This window comes from Chitinophaga sp. HK235, assembly GCF_018255755.1.
GTDB lineage: Bacteria > Bacteroidota > Bacteroidia > Chitinophagales > Chitinophagaceae > Chitinophaga.
This window is the reverse complement of sequence record NZ_CP073766.1, coordinates 6,532,047-6,553,274: the sequence shown is the minus strand read 5'-3', so window position 1 is coordinate 6,553,274 and position 21,228 is coordinate 6,532,047. Positions and strand designations below refer to the sequence as shown.

Annotated in this window: 16 protein-coding genes; 7 read left to right on the top strand and 9 right to left on the bottom strand. The window is 45.5% G+C overall.

The window, feature by feature from the left end; genetic code table 11:
• Positions 1–14: 14 nt before the first annotated feature.
• The 8 genes from KD145_RS24905 to KD145_RS24870 all read right to left on the bottom strand — a co-directional run bounded on the left by KD145_RS24905 (position 15) and on the right by KD145_RS24870 (position 11,014).
• On the bottom strand, positions 15–590 hold the full coding sequence (locus tag KD145_RS24905; protein ID WP_212002543.1) for a hypothetical protein: 576 nt from the start codon (positions 588–590) through the stop codon (positions 15–17).
• A gap of 2 nt (positions 591–592) precedes the next feature.
• Positions 593–4,816: an RHS repeat-associated core domain-containing protein gene (locus KD145_RS24900; RefSeq protein ID WP_212002542.1), complete on the bottom strand. Its 4,224-nt coding sequence runs from the start codon at positions 4,814–4,816 to the stop codon at positions 593–595.
• Positions 4,817–4,828: 12 nt separating this feature from the next.
• A complete protein-coding gene (locus KD145_RS24895) occupies positions 4,829–5,164 on the bottom strand; it encodes a DUF3592 domain-containing protein (RefSeq protein WP_212002541.1) in 336 nt (111 codons plus the stop codon).
• A 28-nt stretch (positions 5,165–5,192) separates the two neighbouring features.
• Positions 5,193–6,539: a hypothetical protein gene (locus KD145_RS24890; RefSeq protein ID WP_212002540.1), complete on the bottom strand. Its 1,347-nt coding sequence runs from the start codon at positions 6,537–6,539 to the stop codon at positions 5,193–5,195.
• 2 nt (positions 6,540–6,541) lie between these two features.
• Positions 6,542–8,383 carry a type VI secretion system Vgr family protein gene (locus KD145_RS24885; protein WP_212002539.1) on the bottom strand — a complete coding sequence of 614 codons (1,842 nt, stop codon included), beginning with the start codon at positions 8,381–8,383 and terminating at the stop codon, positions 6,542–6,544.
• A 281-nt stretch (positions 8,384–8,664) separates the two neighbouring features.
• Complete coding sequence (locus KD145_RS24880; protein ID WP_212002538.1) at positions 8,665–9,600, bottom strand: hypothetical protein; 936 nt, start codon at positions 9,598–9,600, stop codon at positions 8,665–8,667.
• Positions 9,597–10,430 (bottom strand): hypothetical protein, encoded by an 834-nt coding sequence (locus tag KD145_RS24875; protein WP_212002537.1) that lies wholly within the window; start codon positions 10,428–10,430, stop codon positions 9,597–9,599. Before KD145_RS24875 ends, KD145_RS24880 begins: the two co-directional genes overlap by 4 nt.
• A 38-nt stretch (positions 10,431–10,468) precedes the next feature.
• A complete protein-coding gene (locus KD145_RS24870; RefSeq protein WP_212002536.1) occupies positions 10,469–11,014 on the bottom strand; it encodes a hypothetical protein in 546 nt (181 codons plus the stop codon).
• A gap of 341 nt (positions 11,015–11,355) precedes the next feature.
• Between KD145_RS24870 and KD145_RS24865 the strand changes: the two genes are divergently transcribed.
• The gene (locus tag KD145_RS24865) at positions 11,356–14,070 is read left to right on the top strand and encodes a hypothetical protein (RefSeq protein ID WP_212002535.1); all 2,715 of its coding nucleotides are present in this window, start codon (positions 11,356–11,358) and stop codon (positions 14,068–14,070) included.
• A 78-nt stretch (positions 14,071–14,148) separates the two neighbouring features.
• On the opposite strand, the gene KD145_RS24860 is transcribed toward KD145_RS24865, so the two are convergent.
• Positions 14,149–14,976: a hypothetical protein gene (locus tag KD145_RS24860; RefSeq protein WP_212002534.1), complete on the bottom strand. Its 828-nt coding sequence runs from the start codon at positions 14,974–14,976 to the stop codon at positions 14,149–14,151.
• Between the two features lie 533 nt (positions 14,977–15,509).
• Between KD145_RS24860 and KD145_RS24855 the strand changes: the two genes are divergently transcribed.
• From KD145_RS24855 to KD145_RS24830, 6 genes are read left to right on the top strand one after another with little or no spacing between them, the layout of a single operon-like run.
• On the top strand, positions 15,510–16,538 hold the full coding sequence (locus tag KD145_RS24855) for a radical SAM protein (RefSeq protein WP_212002533.1): 1,029 nt from the start codon (positions 15,510–15,512) through the stop codon (positions 16,536–16,538).
• A complete protein-coding gene (locus tag KD145_RS24850) occupies positions 16,535–17,368 on the top strand; it encodes a bifunctional 2-polyprenyl-6-hydroxyphenol methylase/3-demethylubiquinol 3-O-methyltransferase UbiG (protein ID WP_212002532.1) in 834 nt (277 codons plus the stop codon). The genes KD145_RS24855 and KD145_RS24850 overlap by 4 nt, the downstream gene beginning before the upstream one ends.
• Positions 17,365–18,060, top strand: a complete 696-nt coding sequence (locus KD145_RS24845; RefSeq protein ID WP_212002531.1) for a PIG-L family deacetylase — start codon at positions 17,365–17,367, stop codon at positions 18,058–18,060. The genes KD145_RS24850 and KD145_RS24845 overlap by 4 nt, the downstream gene beginning before the upstream one ends.
• On the top strand, positions 18,057–18,815 hold the full coding sequence (locus tag KD145_RS24840) for a glycosyltransferase family A protein (protein WP_212002530.1): 759 nt from the start codon (positions 18,057–18,059) through the stop codon (positions 18,813–18,815). Before KD145_RS24845 ends, KD145_RS24840 begins: the two co-directional genes overlap by 4 nt.
• 12 nt (positions 18,816–18,827) lie before the next feature.
• Complete coding sequence (locus tag KD145_RS24835; protein ID WP_212002529.1) at positions 18,828–20,078, top strand: DegT/DnrJ/EryC1/StrS aminotransferase family protein; 1,251 nt, start codon at positions 18,828–18,830, stop codon at positions 20,076–20,078.
• Positions 20,075–21,226: a hypothetical protein gene (locus tag KD145_RS24830; protein WP_212002528.1), complete on the top strand. Its 1,152-nt coding sequence runs from the start codon at positions 20,075–20,077 to the stop codon at positions 21,224–21,226. The genes KD145_RS24835 and KD145_RS24830 overlap by 4 nt, the downstream gene beginning before the upstream one ends.
• Positions 21,227–21,228 lie beyond the last annotated feature (2 nt).

Sequence of the window (21,228 nt, the reverse complement as noted above, 5' to 3'; positions counted from 1 at the left end):
CGAGTCGTTGGTTCTTATTTAGCAATCAGATACCTTTCTTTTGTCTGGGTTAAGTATTTTCCATTTACTCCACTATATTCATTCACTGCATCTGGCCATGCCACAATGTTCTTTTCAGCCGTATCTGCAACAAGGTCTTTATTCCTGGCAGTTAAAAAAACTTTTTTACCTTTCTCACCAACCATTTTGAAGACCTTCTTCACAAAGGCTTCCGTCTCACTATCATTAACATTATATGACACGCCCAGATAGCCATCTTTCAGGCATTTATCATCATATTTGGCCACGGTGGGGGGTATGTATTGTATCATTCCTTTTCCAACCATTGGAAAACTATAAGGTGGTGTATCCTGCGTGTCTACCAGCTGCCTGTATTCCTCTATTGAGAAAACAGCTGCATTCAGAATGGTTGCGGCAACAGTTGTCTCAGCAAGCGTAGTCAGTTCTTTTATACTTTTGTCATTGCTCCTTGCAGTATCAATAAAATGGATGTTTTCAAAAGAATCTGACAGTAATTTTGACAACTCATTCTGATCAACAGCTGTCATAAACAAGCCCAACTGCTTAATAATATTGTTTCCTTTTTTCATATTTAAAATCTATAAATGCTTCCAGGGTTCATGTTGCTGACATCCAGATCTCCGGGATTAAGCGGGTTACCTTTTACAACGGTCACCACTACCGCATCAGGATTCTGTCTGGTTATTCTGTTTGCATTATCCCATTCCCGCTGAGACATTCCGTGTACACTTCCTTTATCCACAGTTTGTACATACACCGTTTGGCCATTGACGTCAAACGTCATGTCTGTAAACGAACTGCCGGCTCTGCTGCTTGCCAGTTGGGTATTGGGGGGCAGATAGGTTTCCGGTAAATCCACATTGTTGTTCAATTTATCTCTACCTCCTGCTACATGTGTTGCATTAGGATTATCGTTCATAAACTGATCCCGTACATCATCCATATGCTTTTGTGTGGCACAATTACCTCTTCGTGCCAAACCCAGAGGATCAATCCAGCTATTTGGATCAAATACATACGCATAAAAAGAAAGCCCTCCCAGTAATTGTATCGGATCCTGACTGATATACAGGCCATCTTCCGGATTGTAATACCTGAACCGGTTATACGCCAATCCTGTTTCAGGATCAGATGTTTGTCCCTGATAAAGATAATTACAAAAACCGGCTTCACCATGAAGCATCCGGGTATTCCCGTAACTATCTATTTCCCGTTGCCATATCAGACTGCCTGTTTCATCATAACCCTGTATTGGGGTGCCTAAGTGGTCTGTAACAATACTGTATTTTCTGGTACCTTTTATTTTGGCGGCGGGTGCAAAATTATAACGATCAAACACCCAGGTGATTAAATCATCCGCTGAGCTATCTTTCGCATCAAACTCTTTCCATTCGTGCAGTGGTTTATTCCCATCCCACACCCATTTAGTGATGGTATGTTTATATCTTTTTTCAATCCTCCTGCCGAGGGCATCGTATTTAAAGCCGACGGTTTCCCCATCCGGCCGCAGCACGCTTTCCAGCATGCCGGCGGGATTCCATTGATATTTCCATACCCGTCCATTGCGTTCTTCCTTGCGTATGAGGTTGCCCAGCTGATCATACTGATAGGTAGCGTTTTTACTTTTTAAGAGTCTTCCGCCTTTATCATAGCGTCGGTCGGTTTGTTGCGGGGTTTCAAATAAGTTACCCACGGCGTCGGGCATACGATACTCTACGCTGCCATCACCATAAATCACTTCGGACAGGTTGCCATATACGTCGTGTTTAAACTGCCGGGTACCGGTGGTGCTGTCCTGTATGCCGGTCAGCCGGTCACCATCCCAGGAGTAATGGCGTTGTAACCGTTTGTTGCCCTTTCCTGTTATCTGTTCTGTAAGCCGGCCTATGAGGTCGTACTGGTTTTGTTGCACCACCTGTCCGGTCATGGTTCTTTCGGAGATCTGGCCACGGCTATTATATTTAAACTGTGTACTCCATCCGTTGGCTTCCATTTTCTCCAACCAGCTCATCACAGGGTCATAATGCAGATTTAGTTGCGCACCCAGACTGCTTTGCAGGGCAGTACGCTGACCCAGCTGGTTATACTGGCTGTTCAGGGTATGCCCGTTGCATTGCTCCTGCTCTATCCATCCCAACAGGTTACGTTTCAACTGTACGGTAGCGTGATCGTTCTGCGCACTGATGAGCTGAGCCATGACATTATACCCAAAGGTTTCAGCACTACCATCCTTTTCGTAATATACAGTGGCAACACATCCGGCAGGAGTATACTCACAAGCCTGTTCGCTGCCATCGGGCAAGGTAATACGCACCGCCTGTCCTGCGGCGTTGCGCAGGTAACGGCGGGTCAGTCCGTCGAAGCCCGTTTCTGTAAGTACATTTCCTTCTCCGTCCAGCTCAAAACTATAGGCTTCCCGGTGTTCGTTTATGATACGCCGTAGTTGTCCTTCTGTATCATAGGTCATTTGTATGACCGCACCGCCCTGTTCGCGCTGGATGATGTCTCCGAAAAAATTATACCGGAGGTTTACCTCCTGATGTTTGTCACTTACTACGATGGCATTCCCCATGCTGTCATATTGCAGCTTAATGGTATTACCGGAACTGCCCTTCACCAGCACCGGGTTGCCCAACAAATTATATTCCCGCTGCAAAGCAGCTCCGTCGCTATCTGTAATATCCGTTACACGCCCCAGCTGATCATAGGTATATCTCACCGCTGCTCCAGCAGGCAACAGTATGTTGCTGAGCAGGTTCTGTGTATTGTATTGCAGGCGGGTAACGGCCCCTAATGGATTGATGATCCTGTCCACCTGACCTTGCTGGTATTCAAACTGAGTAACCGCCCCCAGAGGGTTGATGCGCTGCAACAGATTACCCGCTGCATCATAGGCATACTCCCAAACCCCACCGTTAGGTTGTGTAATGGTAAGGGGTTGCTGTAAGTGATTATAGGTGATGGCCAAAGTTCCCCGGCCAGGCAGATGCAGGCCAGTCAGATTACTTTTATCATCATAGTCATAGGTAGTGGCAATGCCCAGCTCATTGGTTTCGGATACCAGGTTGTCTGCAGCATCATATACGAATAGTCTCGCTCCCCCATCGCTGTTGGTGATGCTGTTTACAATACCACCTGCATGATAATAGGTCTTTTTGTATCCCAGGCTGTTAGTGGCTACGGTATAATCTTCAAAATATTCAAAGGTGTAACTGAACAAGCCGGCTGGCCCCAGTGCAGCCGTACACCGGCCATGACGGTCATAACTAAAGGTAAAGGTGGTGTCGTTATTAAAGCGGCGGGCAATGATGTGCCGGCCCTCCCAGCTGAAGGTATTATAATACCCTTCCGCATTATACATCTCCTTCAGATTTCCTTTATCATCATAGGTATAACGCATCATCTCCACCAATATGCCCCTGTCGCCCAGTTCGGGGTGAGGGGCCTGTATGGATGCGATAAGGTTCTGATCATTATACTTCACAAAAATATCCCGATGAGCACTGTCAGTCATCTTTTCCAGCTGCCCTTCCTGATTATAATAAAACCGGATGGAAAACCCGTTCCGGTCCGTGATACTGCGCAATCTGGCATGTCCATTGTCTCTGTAGCCTACACGGTAAAAATGGTATTGCAGGCCGTTTTTGCTGCTTACATAATACTCCCCTGCTGTTGTGCAGTGGAGCTCATATTTCTCTTTAGGATTGTAAAAACTGGTACCAGGCTTCAGTATTGGAAATACGACAGGTCTGCCTGCAGTATCGTTCATCACCACCGCTTCATCTTCTTCACTGACCAATAAGGTGATATCATAACTGTGATAGATATTTTTTCCCAGCGGACCATCATATTTGCTATCACTGTAATAATTGGCATCCCAGGTAAAAGGAATCGGGCCTGGCAGGCTGAAACCCTCCAGATAACTGGCCATATGGCCACTGGCAGCATCTACCGGCTCTCCCAGGTATTTACAAATAAAGGGCTGAACCGCAGCTCTGAATTTAGCGAATCGGGGAAAACGGGCCTCCAGTTTTCCCAGTATGCGGGTCAGCAATTTACCCAACATCTTTAATGAAAACTTCAACCCATGCATCAGTCCCATTAAGAACAGGGCATTCATCAAATCGGAGAGCTTTAACTGCTGCTCCTCTTTCATGCCTCCGATCATAACCGGCTTACCGATGGGCAATACCACCATGACTGCCGTAAGAAAATTAAGATAGAAACCACCAGTAGGGTTATTCATTAATATTTTCCCTACATCCTGACAGGAGTAAGCCCTGCACAGCCAGGTACTTTGATACATACCTTGGCTGATAACGGTTTTACTACCATGCGAAAGCTGCCCTTCATGTGGATGAAAAAACTTTGGTAACAGAAACAACGGATGTGGTAAAACGGAATGTAGCAGGTTGATTTTGTTGACAACTTTTCCCAGGCCCTTCAGTTTTCCCAGGAAGGGTGGTACAGAAGGCAATCCCCACAAGGCTCCCTGCGCCACTCCCTTGTGCATGCCGTTAAAATAAACGGTTCCACCGGTGGGCACATTGCGGGCCAAACTAAAGCCACCACCTTCACTATACACCGGTATAGCCGGTATAGTGATATGAATGTAATCCATCGGATCAAAAATCAAAGCGGCAAAAGGTGTTATCGGGCAAGGGGTAAAAGGCCAGGGAACTTTCAACATGTGAAAGTCCAGTCCCAGAACAATATCAAAATGTTTGGCGACAGGCTTGGGATCAATGGGCGCTTTGGGGGATAAGGGATCGTTCTTTATTCTTATATATGCCATCACTAAAGGGCTTTAGGGCAATGATCGCACAACGTCATCACCGGGGTTATCAGGGTTATAATAAACAGTTATGGTATCACCTGGTTTCAGATCTTCTCCTAATGTAACGTTGGAAGCGGTGTATTTTTTCCCATCCTTTGTGGTAAAAACAATATGGTAACGGGTAGGTTTGGCACCATAGCGGCTTACCCTGCCGGCCAGCTTGTCTGTAATGGCAGCGGTTACCGGCTGGTAGTTCCTATACTTCTTTTTGTCTGGCTGCTGTTGTATAAAACTCCAGGCGGTGTATGCCACGGAAATTAATACCACCACTACAATGACGTACATAATCGTTTTTGATTTCTCCATTTTTCAACATTCTTTTTAATCAATATGGTTAATCTTCCCTGGCACCTGCAAACTCCTGATATGCCTTATTACTCCTGATCCTGCGTAACCAGCCTTCTCCCCAGAGTTGATCCATGAAGGGCTGGTGTTTGTTTAGTGCAGGATCGTTTAGCTCCAGCATATCTTTTGCATAAAACAGGGGCATGGGATTTTCTTTTAATTCTTCTTCCGGCATTTGTATCAGCAACTGCCAGCCAGTCTGCAAGGTATCTGCAGCGGCTTTGTTTCCCTCTGTACGACGCTGGCAGGAAGCCAGCATCTGATAAAGTCCGGCCAGCATCATAGGATTGCTGTCTTTCTGGTCCAGCGCCAAAGCAGCTTTATAAACAGTAGCTGCCTCTGCGAGCTTTTTATCAAAATAGTAGAGGTTCCCTTTGGCGATCCGGTATTGAAACTGTTCCTGACTGTTGGTTGCCAATCCCTTCAGCACTGCTTCATCACTTAAGTGAATGGCCATGTCTATACTTTCATGGGCCTTTTTTTTGTCGATGCCCGAATAGAAATTATGCAGGAAAAAATAAACGATCGCCTCCTGCTGCAGCCAGCGGTGTCGCTGGGTGATGGTACAGCATTCCTTTTTATAAAACAATATATCCTTTTCACTGGCGTAGGTAGAAGCTTCATTCAGCTTGATGAGATTTTGCTGAAAGTGAATCATATCTATTTCCAGCTGCGAGGTTTTCTGCGCCTTTGCCTCCTCTAAGATCTGGTTCATGGCGCCGGGTATGTCCAGGTCGGGCTTGATATACTTTGCAGCCGGGTTGTTTTTAATAAGTTTTTTATACAATCCGGCTTCTGTATTATCATACAATATAAACCGCAGGGAACGCGGGATCTGAGTAGCCGCCAGTTGTTCCATCCATGCAGCCAGTTTATTAAAATCGTTTACCTGCTCCGGGAACAGCGCAATGGCAAACACACCGTTATCCCCATTGATATGTAATACCGTTGCCAGCTCTGATAAGGCCAGCACCAGCTCTTTGGGGGTGATGGCAGACTTCTCCGGATAAGGATGCTCCCACAAAACCTTGCTGCCATATTCTTCCACTAAATGACTATCCTGATTAAACTGCTGAAAATACTGATGCAGGTATTGTAATAACCTACAGGCATAAATTCCTCCCTCGTCTTCAAAAGGCTGGGGATATAACAGAAAAGTATCCGGCAGGCTTTTTTCCGCCGAAGTTTGAAACATGACAAAACCCTTTATGGTTTTATACTCCACCAGGTTGGCTCCCATGATGGCAAATGTCCTTACGTCCGGATGGGCTTTTACTTCCTGGCTCCACAGATCACTCAGTTGCAGCACCCGCTGCATAATCGCATTATTCTGCATGCTTAGTTGATATTCACTTTTGAACCAACCAGAAAAGATTCACCCCCAGCCTGCATGGTTAGTTTACCGACTGTAGCCACTTCCATTTCATCCTTGGCAGCGATACTGCATTTTTGTTTTGCGCCGATGTTTACCTTATCCGGCTCTATTGAAAATCCGGAACCACTGAAAGAATCCCCTTCTCCGGTCCCTGATCCCATGGATACTAATTCAGAACCTACTCCTGAAACTTTTTTCGCTTTCAGCATAATATCTTTTTCGGCAGAAATCGTAATTTCTCCCTCTTTATTCAGGGTGATAGCACTCTTAACGGCTTCTCCTTCACCACATACCAGGGCAATACTCACTTTACTTCTTACAGTAATATTGCCTGCCCCGTCCATCATCATATTATTACCGTTCTTATCCTCCACGAATACACTTCCATCCTTATCGTTCAGAATAATTTTATTTCCGCTTCTGGTTTGCAGCGCCTTTACATCGTTGGCTGCATTACCAAAACTGTTATTGGCCTGGCCATGATATACTGCGCCGATAATATAGGGCCTGATAGCACTATCGCCTTCAAAACCAACGATCACTTCTTCGCCGGCTTCAGGGATAAAGAACATCCCTTTGCCACCACCGGCATGGGGTGTGGTTACGCGTATCCAGGGCGTTTTCTCATCACCGTTCATCCAGTGGAATTTTACACGGATCCTTCCCAGTCCCTGTGGGTCATGGTTATCCGTTACCATAGCACTTTGTGTTTCGCAAACCGGCGCATCCGGTATCGTAACAGGTGGCAGTTTAACCGAAGAGGGAATAGCTGTAAACTGATTCCTGTATTCACCTTTGGTATCCACATAATGATGGATGGCGGTAATGAGATATTCTCCGTATTCCTCATCGCTGCCATTGAATACGTTATTACCGGAGATTTCAATCCTTGTCCCCGGAGCTACGCCAGGGTGACCGCTTTTACCGGTCAAAAGCACCATCTTACTGCTTTCCATGGCACTATACAAGGTGGCCATGTCGTCCTGTTGTTTTTTACTATTGGAATAGCGAAAGTTCCACTGTTTAGGCTGCGTTCCATATACTACCTGCGCCTTCTCATATACCTTTTCACCCAGGGCGTTTAACCCTGCCTTCTGGCCTACACGCTCATTTTCAGGCAGACTGCTATATAACTTACTGTTCTGATAATCCCAGCCCATATATTGCATCCGGGCAGGTCTGGCATTCAGGCTAATGCTGAAGTCACTCAGGGTACGGCCATATACCAGCTCATTTTTTACATCCCCGGCCGGTGGGCCAATGATCAGACGATGACCGTCCCAGAACAGCCATTCCCCGCATTCAGCGGTCAACCGCTTTAAAAACTCCCAGGCTGTTTCTTTATATTGTACAATGTATTCAAAGGGTTCTTTATACAGAGGATCCACTTTAGGCTCCAGCAGGTTAGGCGGGAAAAACTTCAACACCTCCTGCGCTATATTCTTCAGCGTTTTTTGTTCCCAGCTTTTACAGTGCGGACCGCTGTCCAGCATAATGGTAGGACTGAACCCGGAAATAATCACCTCTCCGTAATCGCCATTCACGCGGGCGGTTTCCACACTGGTGATAATGCCGTTAAACAACAGATCTCCTTTAAGGCCTACACCGGATATGTGCGCCCCGAAAGTAGCACCGATCATCTCCCGCGAAGAAGTAAAAATGCCGGTTATCCCATCAATCGTTTCGGCAGGGCAGATAAATTCAAACTGATGGTGATCAGCGATGCTCTGCTTCAGAGAAAAAGAAGAGAACTGCGATACGGGGTTACCATTTATACTAAAGATGGTATCAGTAAGTTGGGACATACAGTGGATTTTGGATTTCCTAACCGGGAAAAGGATTGTAAAATGGAAACAAACGAAATGAGTTATCACAAATAATCAGAACTGCTAATCATCCAGGCGTCAACAATCGTTAATGGTATAAATCTAACTAAAATCCATGTAATTAAACTTCTCCGGTAAATTATTATAGGCCAGGAGAGCGGCTATTGTGCAGTGCAGTCATTCAGCAATGCAGAACAATTGGCAACAGTTTGGTTCTCATATTCTTAAAAAACTATCCCTAATAAAGTAAGATCATCGGTTTATGGATTTGTGATCGTATACGTAAGCGTAGTACTATAACTGCCTGCTGGCTTCAGGAACGCGGTATTGCCGGCAGTTGTCTGGTATTGCAGGTTAAAATCGTAAACGCCCGGGGCGGCAGTAGAGGTGACAATGTTTTGAGTGCTTGTTGACAATGCTATTGACCTGGTAGTGATAAGGGCGTTGGTAACTACAGGCGATGGTAACAGGTTGATATTTGAAACATTGATAAAATTGCTTCCATTCGCAAGGCTGGCAGAAGAAGTGTTTGCTGTAATGCTGTAGGGTTCGTTACTGAATGCTGCCAGTGCGTTGGTTTGATTAATGGTTACACCGTTTGTATAATTGGCAAATGTTGTGAATGCAAGAGTAGCGCTACTACCTCCATTTTGCAGCGCAATGCCTGCTATTGGACTGATAACAAGTGATAGCAGCGCGGTGCCCGTAGTCGTAGGAAAAAGCCCAAGTGTATTTGTTACCGTGTATGTAAGTGTGGTTACATAGGTGCCTGGTGGCACCATCAGATTACTGCCTCCCGCAATATTATAGCTCATTGTGAAAGTGACAGGAGCTAAAGATAAAAGACCGGTACCAAATGCCTGATTGCTGGTGGTAAGGGTTAGCACGCTGCTGGGTACTGTCATACCTGCCAGGGCGGGACTAACCCCCGTAAGTTGTGCGGTAACATCACTAAGAGGGATCGTATTGCTTGGAGCTGTAGTAGATGTGAGTGGGCCGCTGGCTTTTATAGACAGGGTTACAGTAACCGCCAGTCCTCCTGTTAAAACTGCCCGGTTGGTGGCTGTCTGGGTACTGGTGAGCTGACTGTAGGTGGTATAATTTACCGTCACAGGATTAGCCGTTAATGTTTGCGCTGATAGGTTCCAGCTATAGCATAGTATGATGATGGACATACAACCGGTTAACCATCTCATTTTACTACTTTTAGCCCATTGCCTGCTGTATATGTAAACTCCAGTTCCCCTACCCTCAGCTCCTGATCTTCTCCGTAATCCACTAATGCAACTGCGCTGTATCTCCCCGGAGGCAAACTGTCGGCTAATGGTATTCTTATCTGGCGTATGGCGCCTGGAAGTGTATAGAATGAAACAGCCGGAAGAGCGGTTTTTATGCCTGTTTCCTTATGGGTTAATTCAATACTGGCTTTGCCTTCGGCAGACAACTCCCCTGAATTACGGAGCCTTAGGAGCAGTTGTTTCCCTGCGATATTTCCCCCTTTAAATAAAGTATCTGTAAACTGATCAATATCCACTTCCTTTATATGTACACCTGGTGGTACGTTATAGATTTGTACGCCAACTCTTACAGCGAGGTTAATAGCAATACCTTGTGGGGACATTACCTGCTGTTTATTCAGTTGTGTAAATGTCAACATGCTGTTGGTACTTTCTTTAAGCGCATTGGACGGCATATTGAGCATAATGGTCACTTCTTTAAGTTCTCCCGGTTGTAATACAAATTCGCTGGCAGGAAAAATTTTCAACCATCCGGAGCAGGATGCAGGTAGGTAAGAAGGTGGAGCATAAATGATATTACCGGTACTGTCGCGGTACCAGTCTGAGAATTCAGCGGCTACCATAACAGATCCCTTACTGGGATTACTCAGGATTACTTTTTGTGTTTGGGTGGCTCCTGCATTTGCATCGAATTTTAATTGCATGGGAGCAGCTGCGATACCTAATTGTGCATATACAGGTACATATACCAGTATATGCACAATCATCATAAAGAATAACCTCATCAAGATATAACTATTTTAAAATAATCCTGCCTTTGAAGTGATCAGGGGTTGGTGATGGCGTAAGTGATGGTTGTAGTATACGAACCTGCCAGTTTGTTGATAAAATCAGTTGTTGGAGCGCCTACGGTAGAATATGCAAGATTGAAATTCTGCAATATTGTGCCGGCAGTAGAAGCAATCAGTTTCAGGGCACTACCAGCGGAAACCGGTATAGCCTGCGGCGTAATAGTGATAGCCGGATTAGCTGCTGCCAGTGACGGGGTTATCGTTACATCTCCTACGGGGATAGTGTTGGAACTATTGGTCGTATTTACCAACTGGCCGCTGGCGTAAACAGTAATACTGTAAGGCGACGTACTGAAAGCTGAGAGTGCAGCCGTTTGCGATAATGTTACGCCGTTTGCATAATCAGAAGACGTAGAATAATTTAATGTGGGATTAAGCCCGGCGGCATTTAATACAATACCTGATAGTGCCGTAAGGTTTACTGTTAATGTGGTACTTGCCGTTGGAGTAAACTGGGCTTTAGATACGAACGGAAAACAAAGTACCGCCGCCAGAATAAACATGCGAATTTTGGTAATCATAAATGATAGTTTGGGAGTGTTAAACAAAGCATTTGAATGTTATTGAGAAGTATTGTGCTACAATAATAATTGAAAATCAGATTCACTTTTATATTAATTTATTTTTTATATAATTGAAATATATGTATATGTAGTTCATTAATCGTTTTTATTTATTTGTACATTTAAGATTAGGAATGCAATCTGTCAACCAGATGAAATTGTGGATAACCATTCAGTTACACCAACCTCATTAAACATATTGGAAATTGAGCCCCTCTGAAAATTCCAGATATATACTCCGCTTTGCGCTGTTATACGCGTATATATGTATAACAGGAAATGTCCGCGCACAGGGAGTTATGCGTATACAACAACGTTATACACAAATAAGTTCAGGATCCACACTTACGATATCGGCTGTTATCAGCAACCATACGGCAAAAAGTATTTCTTACCGGCCAATATTGTATTGCACACCTTTTCAGCAAATCACTACCCAGCAACCGGAAATTGTTGTAGCAGCGGGAGACAGTGCTTTACTAACGGCCACCATGTACATTCCCCGTAGTACTTCTGCAGATAAAAACTATTTGATCACCTGGAAGGCTATCAGTACGGACCACATATTAACGGATAGCACCACTATTAGCCTGACCCCGGTGAATCGTATATCCCTGCAGGTACTGGAACCGGACATATATCTGTTGAGCGGAAAAAATGAAGCGGATGTGAGCTTGAAATGCAGTAATACCGGCAATATTTCACAAAAAGTAACAATCGCTGTTACGGACCCTTTGCAGTCACAAAAGGAACTGACGTTATCAACGCTAACGGTGAATGGTTTTTCAGATACCATTGTACATTTCCGGATTAGAATACCACATGCGTTAATGGCTAATACCCGTAATCAGCTGCGCATTACAGGGCAAAACGCCAATAACGATATTATTGCCACTTTGCCGGTCACTGTATACAATGTATCCAATCAACGTAACTATGCTGCAGACCTATCTCCGGAAGGTAATGCCACAGGACCGGGGCATACTGTTGCTATCTATAGCCGGATGACTGGTTCAGACTACCACTACCTGGAAGCACTGGCAGGAGGCCAGGCAGATCTGACAGAAAATAAGAAGTTAAGATATCAGGCAGATGCCCGTTACTTTACTCACGCTAAAACCTGGATGCTGACCAATACTTTTATCAACTATCAAAACCCTGCATGTGACCTCACTGCAGGCAGCATCTTCCGGAGTTATGAAATGATGCTAAGCGGAAGAGGTGCAGCGGCAATACTTACACCAGATACATTATTTAAATTTGAAGCCGGATATGTAAATGGAAATTACAATCTGATAGGCAGTTTTACTGGCAGCAATAATGAATTCTATACCCCCTATAATGCTTACTTTTTACACACATCTTTTCATTTATCCGATGCTGTAAATGGAAATGCGCAGTTTATCTTTCAACAAAATCCGGAGGAACGAAAAGATGATGTACTGGGTGGAGGGAGTGTGGGTTGGCAATCCCCGAATGGAAAACATCAGATGGAAGGTGGCGCATACACCAGCTACAGCACCACACAGGAATATGAACATGATAGTAAAAATGCCCGCGGTTTTGCAGGGGCATTTAATTATACCTATATAGGTAAAAGATGGCAGGGGATATCTATTAATTATTACAGCACACCATTCTATGCCGGCGTCCGGAAAGGTGTATTGAACCTCGACCAAAAAATAATTTTTACACCCAGTGGAGGACAACCCTGGTACATACGTTACAGCCAGTTTGGTGCTACCCCTCAGTATATATCCCCGGTATATAAAGGCTACTATGACAACTATTTCCTGCGCACGCTGGAACTTGGGACAACCAAAGTACTCAATGAACATTGGCAATTGGGTTTGAAGCCTTATTATTATGAAGAGCATACGGAGTATAGCAATGGATTTGGAATGATTTCTCCATCCCTACAATCAGTAAGGTTAAGCGGAGACCTTCGCTATCAGGGACAAAATGGACAACTTTTCTGGATCACCGCAGACATGGGGGTTAATAAAGGCAACACTGCCGTATACACGAATTTTTTTGCTTTCAGGATCTATTCCGGCCTGACCTACAAACATTTTCTTTTAAATGCGTTTATTCAGCATGGGCCTTATCTGGCTGGTGAAATGAATCAATATGTCCTGCCAGGAAAAAAATACCAGTTGATCTCCATAAGTCCGGGTTATAGTGGACACCTGTTTCATAACAGGCTGTCGTTTCAGGTGTTCGATTATATTACTTATCAGAGTAGTTTTAATCGTTTATACAATAACCTCTCTGTTAATACTATTTACAGGGTAAGCCCCCGGTTGACGCTGGAGGCCGGATACAACAGGATATATGGCGGTTTTGGTGAGCAGATCAATGGAATAGATATAGGGGTCAGGAAACAATTTGGCGGTAATAAGGTACCATTGAATACTATTGGAACACTGGATATTTTCCTTTTTGAAGATGATAATAGCAACTATTCATTAGACCCTGGTGAGCATCCGGCCAGGAATGTAATGGTACGGATCAATCAGGAGGTTTTTGTTACCGGTAATGAAGGACGAATCACGTTTAAAAACCTGCCCAATGGTCCAGTAAAGATCTCCATATTATCTGCAGGGGGGTATTTTACAAGCGACAGGGTGATATCGGTGAATGGTAAAACACATATACAAATTCCTTTACACAAAATAGGGGTGATTCAGGGGCATGTAATGCTGCAAAAAGAATCATTAAGTTATAGTACAGATGAAAGTGTAGCAGCAATAGCTGTTACTGCTAAAGACCCCACAGGAAAAATCTTTATGGCACGCACCAACGAAAATGGCATCTTCACATTATATGCCCCTTCAAATACATATACCATCACGGTTGATGCGGGAAGTTTGCCTGAAAAGTATCAGTATGTAGAGCCACCACAGCAAATTACATTAACGACCAGCACTCCTGTAAAAGTAGGATTGCATATACAGGTGCAAAAACGCCCGGTGAAAGTGAAGAGATTCGGGAACAGTACCGCGAAAAACTAGGGTGTTATTTTATAGGGGAGAAATGAAAAAAGCTGCAGCTATCTTCCCATAGCTGCAGCTTCACACGAAACAAAAAATCTATTTCTGGAAAAAGAGTTTTTTGGGAGCTTCGGCAGTCAGCTCGCATCGGAGCGTGGCACCGCCGGTGATCAGTTTGGTGATTTCGCCGGCACCTTCCAGTACCGTACAAACGCTGAAATGTTCGTCTTCGATACGGGAAACCACGATTTTGCCGACTGTTTTCTTACGGGTGATCTTTTTGCCATCCACATTTACTTCTACCGACTCATACACTTTAAATTCATCTCCTTCTCTCAGTTCCACGGCCTTACCTGCGGAGAGCAGTACTTTGACCGCATCGCCATAGGCGTTCTTTTCCTCGATGGAGGCGATGGAAGCCATCAGCCTGAAGTTATCCTTAACAAATTTATCCAGGCGGCTGCGGGTACCCAGCAGAGCGTCGTTAAAAGCGTTTTTGCCTTTGCCGGTATTGGCGAAGTTGCCGGCAGCCACCAGTTCACCGGAATTAACGTCCATCACTTTTACATTGAAGATGATCTCCGTTTGTGGGGTTACGGTAGTACCCAGCACCGGCAGTTTGGACTGTTTCTGGTCCTCCATGACACTCACCACGTTGCCTACCAGCAGGTACTGGGCTTTCAGTTCTTTCATGGCTGTCAGCTGCGCATTCTCAGACGACTGGCCCTTTACCTGGTCGATGGCTTCCCGTTCTACAAAATCAAACCGTTTGGCGCGCAGGAAAGCATCTTCCACGGCATTCCGGATCGCAGCCTGGTGGCCCGTGCTGTCACTGCCTTTGAATACAATACCAATGAGCGGCTTGGTTTGACCGAAGGCACAGGAGGCCAGGAGTAATGCTGCAGCTGTAATAATATTCTTCTTCATATCAGATTGGACCGGAGACTTTATTGTCATCCGGATTTGTTGGCTATAAGTTTTTCTGGCTCAAATTTAGTCAAAAACGTATATACTACGCAGTTATTATGTTTACCGGCGACTATACCGGAAACAGACTGAATTTTAACAAGGTTTTAAGCATTCCCGGGCTTCCAACTTAAACAGACCCCATCCGGGACAAAAATCCCTTCTTCCTGAACAGGAAGATTCATCAGCGGGTAATAAACAACATCGGGTCCACGTTGTTTTAAAAAACAGACAGGTCCAAAAAGACAGATCGCCCAAAAGCCTCAGCCCGTCAGCAAAATGTTAGCCATCCATACTAAATTTTATTTTACAATATTCTCAAAAAACGCTAAATTGGAATAAGTGTTGATGTGTGAACACAATATCATATATCATCTCTGAGAGAAGCAAAAAAACAACCCCATCCAATCAGTTGGTACCCATCCCATCCGAAAGAGCAATCAGCATACACTCCAGGTAAGAACAATGTAAAGACATAACTAAAACCCCATCTTATGATAGACCCTCAATTATCAGACTACCCCCAGGCACTCTATATTGAGCTTACTGACAGATGTAATTTGAGTTGCCCGATGTGCCGCTCTGCCGGCTTTAAGGGAGATGTATTACCTTTTGAGATGTATCTCGACATCGCGAAGAACCTCTTTCCTCATGCTAAATTTATTGATCTCCGTGGATGGGGAGAAAGTACGCTGCTGAAGAACTTCGATGACTATCTCGACGTAGCGCTGAGTTATAAAAAGCGGATCAAATTGATTACCAACGGCACTATCAACCGGCCCGCACTTTGGGAAAAACTGGGCCGCGAAGGTGTGCTGGTAGGTATCTCCTTCGATGCTGCCGATGAAGTAACATTCGAACACATCAGAGGCGGCGCCTCCATGACCAGGGTTCTTCAGAACATGGAAATACTGAAGGATGCGCTACTGAGCAACCATCATAAAGTGGCTGACAACCTCTACTTCTGTATCACTGCAAGTGGTGACAATATTCATCAGCTGCGTGAGATTGTAACATTGGGAATGCAGTTCGGCATCACACATTTTAAGATGGAACCCCTGAAAACCACGCCGGAAGACCCTTCCAATCTCATCCATCATCCCCAGGAGGTCAACCATTCCATTGCTCAGTTAACACAACTCGTGAAAGAGCACCCCTATCTGAAAATAGAATATTCAGCCTCTTTGCTTCACGAAAACACCAACGTACAAAAGGTTAAAAAATTCTGTATTCACCCATTCACCTATTTATATGTTAACTCAAAAGGCGGACTGGGCTTCTGTGATCACCTCAATGGCGTCGCTGAATTTGTTTGGGGGCAATGGCAGGGTGAAGATGGCTTCAGATCATTCTGGCAGGGTGAAAAAATGAAACGCCTCCGGGAAGAGCATCTCCAGGCATTAAACGGCGGATATATCTCCAGCTGCGCCGATTGCAACTGGTGCTATGAAAGAAGGTATGCAGACCTCGAATACCTGATCGATGCGAGCTGGATGAATTACAGTGAAATTATTACCCAATGAATAATACCCTGATAACCCCCTGGGAAGACCAGTTCTACGACCCTGCCTTGTTTGACGCTGCCGCCGGCGATGCTTATTCTGATGAAGCAGAAGAGCTATACTTCGACCTTATAGGCAACACACCCCGGAAAATAATCGAATACGGCTGCGGTACAGGCCGGGTCATCCTTAAGCTGGCAGACAAAGGACATACCGTCACCGGTGTTGACATCTCCGAAAGCATGCTCACCCACCTGGACAAAAAGATCCATGATCTTCCTCCGCATATCCAGTGCCGGATAAAAACAATCCGTGCCAATGGCGCTGAAGCCGTGATAAAAGACAGTCATCATATTGCGATAGCAGTGGATGATTTTCTTACGCACTTTCTTGAGGAAGAACGCGTGTTATATATTTTCCGGCAAATTGCCGCCTGCATAGAGCCTGATGGCTGCTTTATCACAGATCTCAGAATACGGGACACAGAAAAGCTCCGCCAGGCACAACATAGTTACCCGAAAAATATCTATACCTACGGCATTGTGCATGGTGTTCATACAGACAAGGGCACGTTTTCAGCATCCATGAAGTATTGGGAGGATTACGACACTACATCAGGCATCCTTTGTTCACACCAGACCTTCGATTTTATCCGCGGGAATGGAGAAGTGGAAAAAACCGTGTATAAAACGCTGCGACAGAAATTACTTACACAGCAGGAGCTTGTAACATTTGCAGGGATGGCCGGGTTTGATCTCCGGCAGTTCATTCCATTCGACCGGCAAAAAGACAGCAATGCAGGCATCTACGTCTTTCAGCTTAAAGATCCCTTCCAACATCACCGACAATGAGCACACTGATCCTGGAACCCCATTTTGATGATACCGCCTATTCAATGGCAGGGCTGCTGCTTTCTGGTGTTATATCAGCGGACACCACGATTGTCACTATCTTCTCCAGAAGCTCCTTTGCGCCCTATTCCACCCTGTCGGACACCGAGAAAATATCTGCTTTAAGGTATACAGAGCATAAACATTTCTGTAAAAAAATATCCGTCAGGGCACACGTGCTTGATTATGATGAAGCACTGCTGAGAGGATGGTCTGTCAACAATATCTTTGATCATACCTGTGATATTGATCATGAAAAGCAGCTAAAACAGCGCATCTCCAGCGATCTCGCCATGCTGAACGAAAGTCTCAGGCCTGCAGAGGTTTATTCCCCGTTGGGAATTTGCGGCCATATCGATCATATACTGGTACGGCAATGTGCCGAACATGTTTTCCCTTTAAAGATAAAATACTATGAAGAACTTCCCTACGCCGGAGAAATCCGTCCGGAGGAATATACCCGCTGGATCAGCAAACTAACCAAAGACCTGTATCCACAGATCAACACAGATCTCAGCGTACTGGAGCAACGTTTATCCCTGCTCCGGTTTTACAGGTCACAGGTGACAGAAAAGGATATTACTGCCGTCCGGAATTACATGAACATGCATCAGGGAGAAAGATTCTGGTCAAAAACAAACATGGTCATATGAACAAGGAAATCTGTGTGATAACATTTACGGTTGACAGGGTGGACTCCCTTATTCGCTGTATAAAGAGTGTTTTATTACAGGGGATACCGGTACGACATATTGTTTTTTCAGAGAATCAGGCACAGTTGACAGCAGATAAACGACTGGATTTTTGCAGAGATACTACTGACTTTTTTCCGTTAGAAGGAGTTCCGCATCGCGGGCCTTCTTCTCCGCGGATGGCCGCTCTGCGTCAGCATGCGTTATCCGCCGTTTCAGAGCGGTATGTCTGTTTTCTGGATGATGACAATGAAATGGAGTCTGGTCATCTTAGCAGCCTTATGACTATCATGGCACAGCAGCAGGTATTTGCAGCCTATTCCTGGAGATCGTTGTTATACAGCGACGGCAGCCAGTTTGATGGCATGTCGTATCCCTGGCATAGTGATGAGCAGGAAGCATACAAAAGATGGCAGTGGTGTGTGGAAGCAGGTGTAATGGTGCAGGGACAGCCGGTCATGCGCGACGGGCCGGTATCTGTTCCGGACCCCATGCGGCTGGCCACCGTTGATATGAACGAATGGCTTTTTGACACCGCCGTACTGAAGCAGATAGGATTGGACTTTGATTTCAGCGAACACGATCTGATCAACCGGGTGGGTGAAGATGATAAACTATTTGCCCGTATTCAATCCCTACACCTGCCTATCGCAGGATCGGGAATGGCCACCATCCGGTATTACCTGGGGGGTGTTTCTAACTATCGCACCAATTAACCATTCATACAGATGGAACAACTAGCTATCCACGGAGGGAAACCAGTAAGGCAACAGGCATGGCCCCGGTGGCCGGCTTCCAGTCCTGCGCTGGAAGAAGAAGTGATGCAATGCCTGCGCAGCCAGCGATGGGCTGTCAGCGGATTTTACCAGGATCAGCCTTCCTATGAGGAAAAATTTGCCCGCGCATTTGCAGACTTTAATAATGCCGCCTTTTGTATACCAACAGCCAACGGCACTTCTGCCCTTCTGTGTTCTCTTCAGGCATTGGGCATAGGCCCCGATGATGAAGTAATCGTACCCGGACTTACATGGGTGGCCTGCGCCATCACGGTGGCCTCATTGAATGCTATTCCGGTAATGGTCGATGTAGATCAGCATACCCTCTGTCTTTCACCGCAAAAAGTAGAAGCAGCGATAACAGAGCGGACTAAAGCTATTATGGTAGTGCATCTTTACAGTGCTGTCGCCGACATGGGTGCTTTGCTCCACATTAGTGAGAAATACGGCATCCCGATTATTGAAGACTGCGCACAGGCACATGGCGCCACCTGGCAGGGTAAGCGGGTAGGCACAATAGGCGCGGTGGGAGCATTCAGCATGCAACAAGGGAAAATACTGACCTCCGGCGAAGGAGGCGCTGTTGTTACCAACAATCAGACACTGGCAGATAAGATCTACAGCATACGTACCAACGCAAGAAAAAAAATGAGCGGCAAACCCAGCGCCGGCTACATGGAACTCGAAGACTCCGGCGACAGCTTTGCCTCCAACTATTGCCTGAGTGAAATTTCCTGCGCTATCTTATTCAACAAACTGCAATCGCTGGATCAGGAAAATGAAATCAGAAACAATAACCGGCATATGCTCAGGCAACTGCTGAATAATGTGGAAGGAGTAAGCATGACAGACAGCGCCCCCGGCACTACCAGCGTCTCCACCTACCACCTGCCGCTCAGGATCAACCTCTCACACTTTGGAAACATAACAATAAAAGCCTTATGCGAAATGCTCAGCGCAGAACTGGGCATCTGGATTCATCAGCCTTATATTCCGCTGAACAAACACCCCTTGTACGTAACGGATGATCCGCGGTTTGCCTCCCGCAGGGAACAGCTGAATCCTTCCAGATACCAGCTACCCGGCTGCTGGGAAGTATATAATACCCATTTGCTGCTTCATCATTCCATGTTATTGGGGAATGATGAGGATATCAACGATATAGTGAATAGTATTAAAAAAATAAAAACCATCGTGCAATGAACATATCCACCATTGCTGATCCGGGAACCAGGACAATTACCTTCCCCTTTGGCAACGCCGAAACAACCATCAGGCTTGGTCATGAGATCCTGGCAGACGAACTTAAAATGATAACAACATATTGCACCGAAGCCATCATCATAGCTGATCAGTATGTAAATGAACTTTGGTACAATGAAGTGTATGCGCTTCTTTCAGCCATACTACCTGTTCGGATATACGCCATCGATGCAACCGAAAAGGAGAAAACACTTTCCACTGTTTCCCGGCTGCTGGAATCCATCATGGCCACAGCCCCCTCCCGCTCCTGTGCCATTATCTCCTTTGGTGGCGGCCTTACCGGCAATGTAGCAGGGGTTATATCAGGCTTGTTATTCAGAGGTGTTCAGCTCATACATATTCCCACCACCCTGCTCGCAATGTCAGATGCGATACTTTCCCAGAAACAGGCGGTTAACGGTCCTGTTTCCAAAAACAGTTTCGGCCTCTATCACAAAGCGGCACTCAATATTATCGACATCAAGTATCTCGCCACCCTGGACGTATTACATCTTCATGGTGGAATTATTGAAATTGTTAAGAACTGTCTGGCTTTTGATCCACATGCGATTGCTGACCTGTCCAATATTCTACAGTCACCGCTGGTACCCGGAAAACTAATGAAGCTGGTAGAAATGGGGATTATGCAAAAACGGGGATTACTGCAACAGGACCCTCATGAGAAAGAGATCGGCATCATCCTGGAATATGGCCATACCGTTGGCCACAGCCTGGAACTGAATACCCATCAGCTTTTCCACGGTCAGGCTGTAGGACTGGGCATGCTGGCGGCAGCATTCATCGCCCAACGCAGAGGATGGATAAGTGAAGCAGCGGTTATACAACACGTAGAACTGCTGCGGCTCTGTGAATGTCCTTTACGGATAACTGCACAAACAGATATTGAAAAGGTAATGCAGTCGGTGAAATCAGATAATAAAAAAGGAAAAATCATGCACACACCCGAAGAAACGCCCATGGTACTGCTGGACAGTATCGGATCAGTAAAGGTGAACCAGGGGTGTTATCTGGTGCCTGTGCATTTAGCCGAAATAGCGGATGCGCTGTCGGTTTTAAAGACGGATTACTTTGAAACACTTTCCCGGTAACC

Bases quoted from the DNA above. Each gene is read 5' to 3' on its own strand.
- KD145_RS24845 (WP_212002531.1), top strand. From the start codon at position 17,365: ATGAGCACACTGATCCTGGAACCCCATTTTGATGATACCGCCTATTCA.
- KD145_RS24895 (WP_212002541.1), bottom strand. From the start codon at position 5,164: ATGGAGAAATCAAAAACGATTATGTACGTCATTGTAGTGGTGGTATTA.
- KD145_RS24835 (WP_212002529.1), top strand. From the start codon at position 18,828: ATGGAACAACTAGCTATCCACGGAGGGAAACCAGTAAGGCAACAGGCA.
- KD145_RS24850 (WP_212002532.1), top strand. From the start codon at position 16,535: ATGAATAATACCCTGATAACCCCCTGGGAAGACCAGTTCTACGACCCT.
- KD145_RS24855 (WP_212002533.1), top strand. From the start codon at position 15,510: ATGATAGACCCTCAATTATCAGACTACCCCCAGGCACTCTATATTGAG.
- KD145_RS24880 (WP_212002538.1), bottom strand. From the start codon at position 9,600: ATGAGATGGTTAACCGGTTGTATGTCCATCATCATACTATGCTATAGC.
- KD145_RS24870 (WP_212002536.1), bottom strand. From the start codon at position 11,014: ATGATTACCAAAATTCGCATGTTTATTCTGGCGGCGGTACTTTGTTTT.
- KD145_RS24885 (WP_212002539.1), bottom strand. From the start codon at position 8,383: ATGTCCCAACTTACTGATACCATCTTTAGTATAAATGGTAACCCCGTA.
- KD145_RS24890 (WP_212002540.1), bottom strand. From the start codon at position 6,539: ATGCAGAATAATGCGATTATGCAGCGGGTGCTGCAACTGAGTGATCTG.
- KD145_RS24900 (WP_212002542.1), bottom strand. From the start codon at position 4,816: ATGGCATATATAAGAATAAAGAACGATCCCTTATCCCCCAAAGCGCCC.
- KD145_RS24830 (WP_212002528.1), top strand. From the start codon at position 20,075: ATGAACATATCCACCATTGCTGATCCGGGAACCAGGACAATTACCTTC.
- KD145_RS24860 (WP_212002534.1), bottom strand. From the start codon at position 14,976: ATGAAGAAGAATATTATTACAGCTGCAGCATTACTCCTGGCCTCCTGT.
- KD145_RS24840 (WP_212002530.1), top strand. From the start codon at position 18,057: ATGAACAAGGAAATCTGTGTGATAACATTTACGGTTGACAGGGTGGAC.
- KD145_RS24905 (WP_212002543.1), bottom strand. From the start codon at position 590: ATGAAAAAAGGAAACAATATTATTAAGCAGTTGGGCTTGTTTATGACA.
- KD145_RS24865 (WP_212002535.1), top strand. From the start codon at position 11,356: ATGCGTATACAACAACGTTATACACAAATAAGTTCAGGATCCACACTT.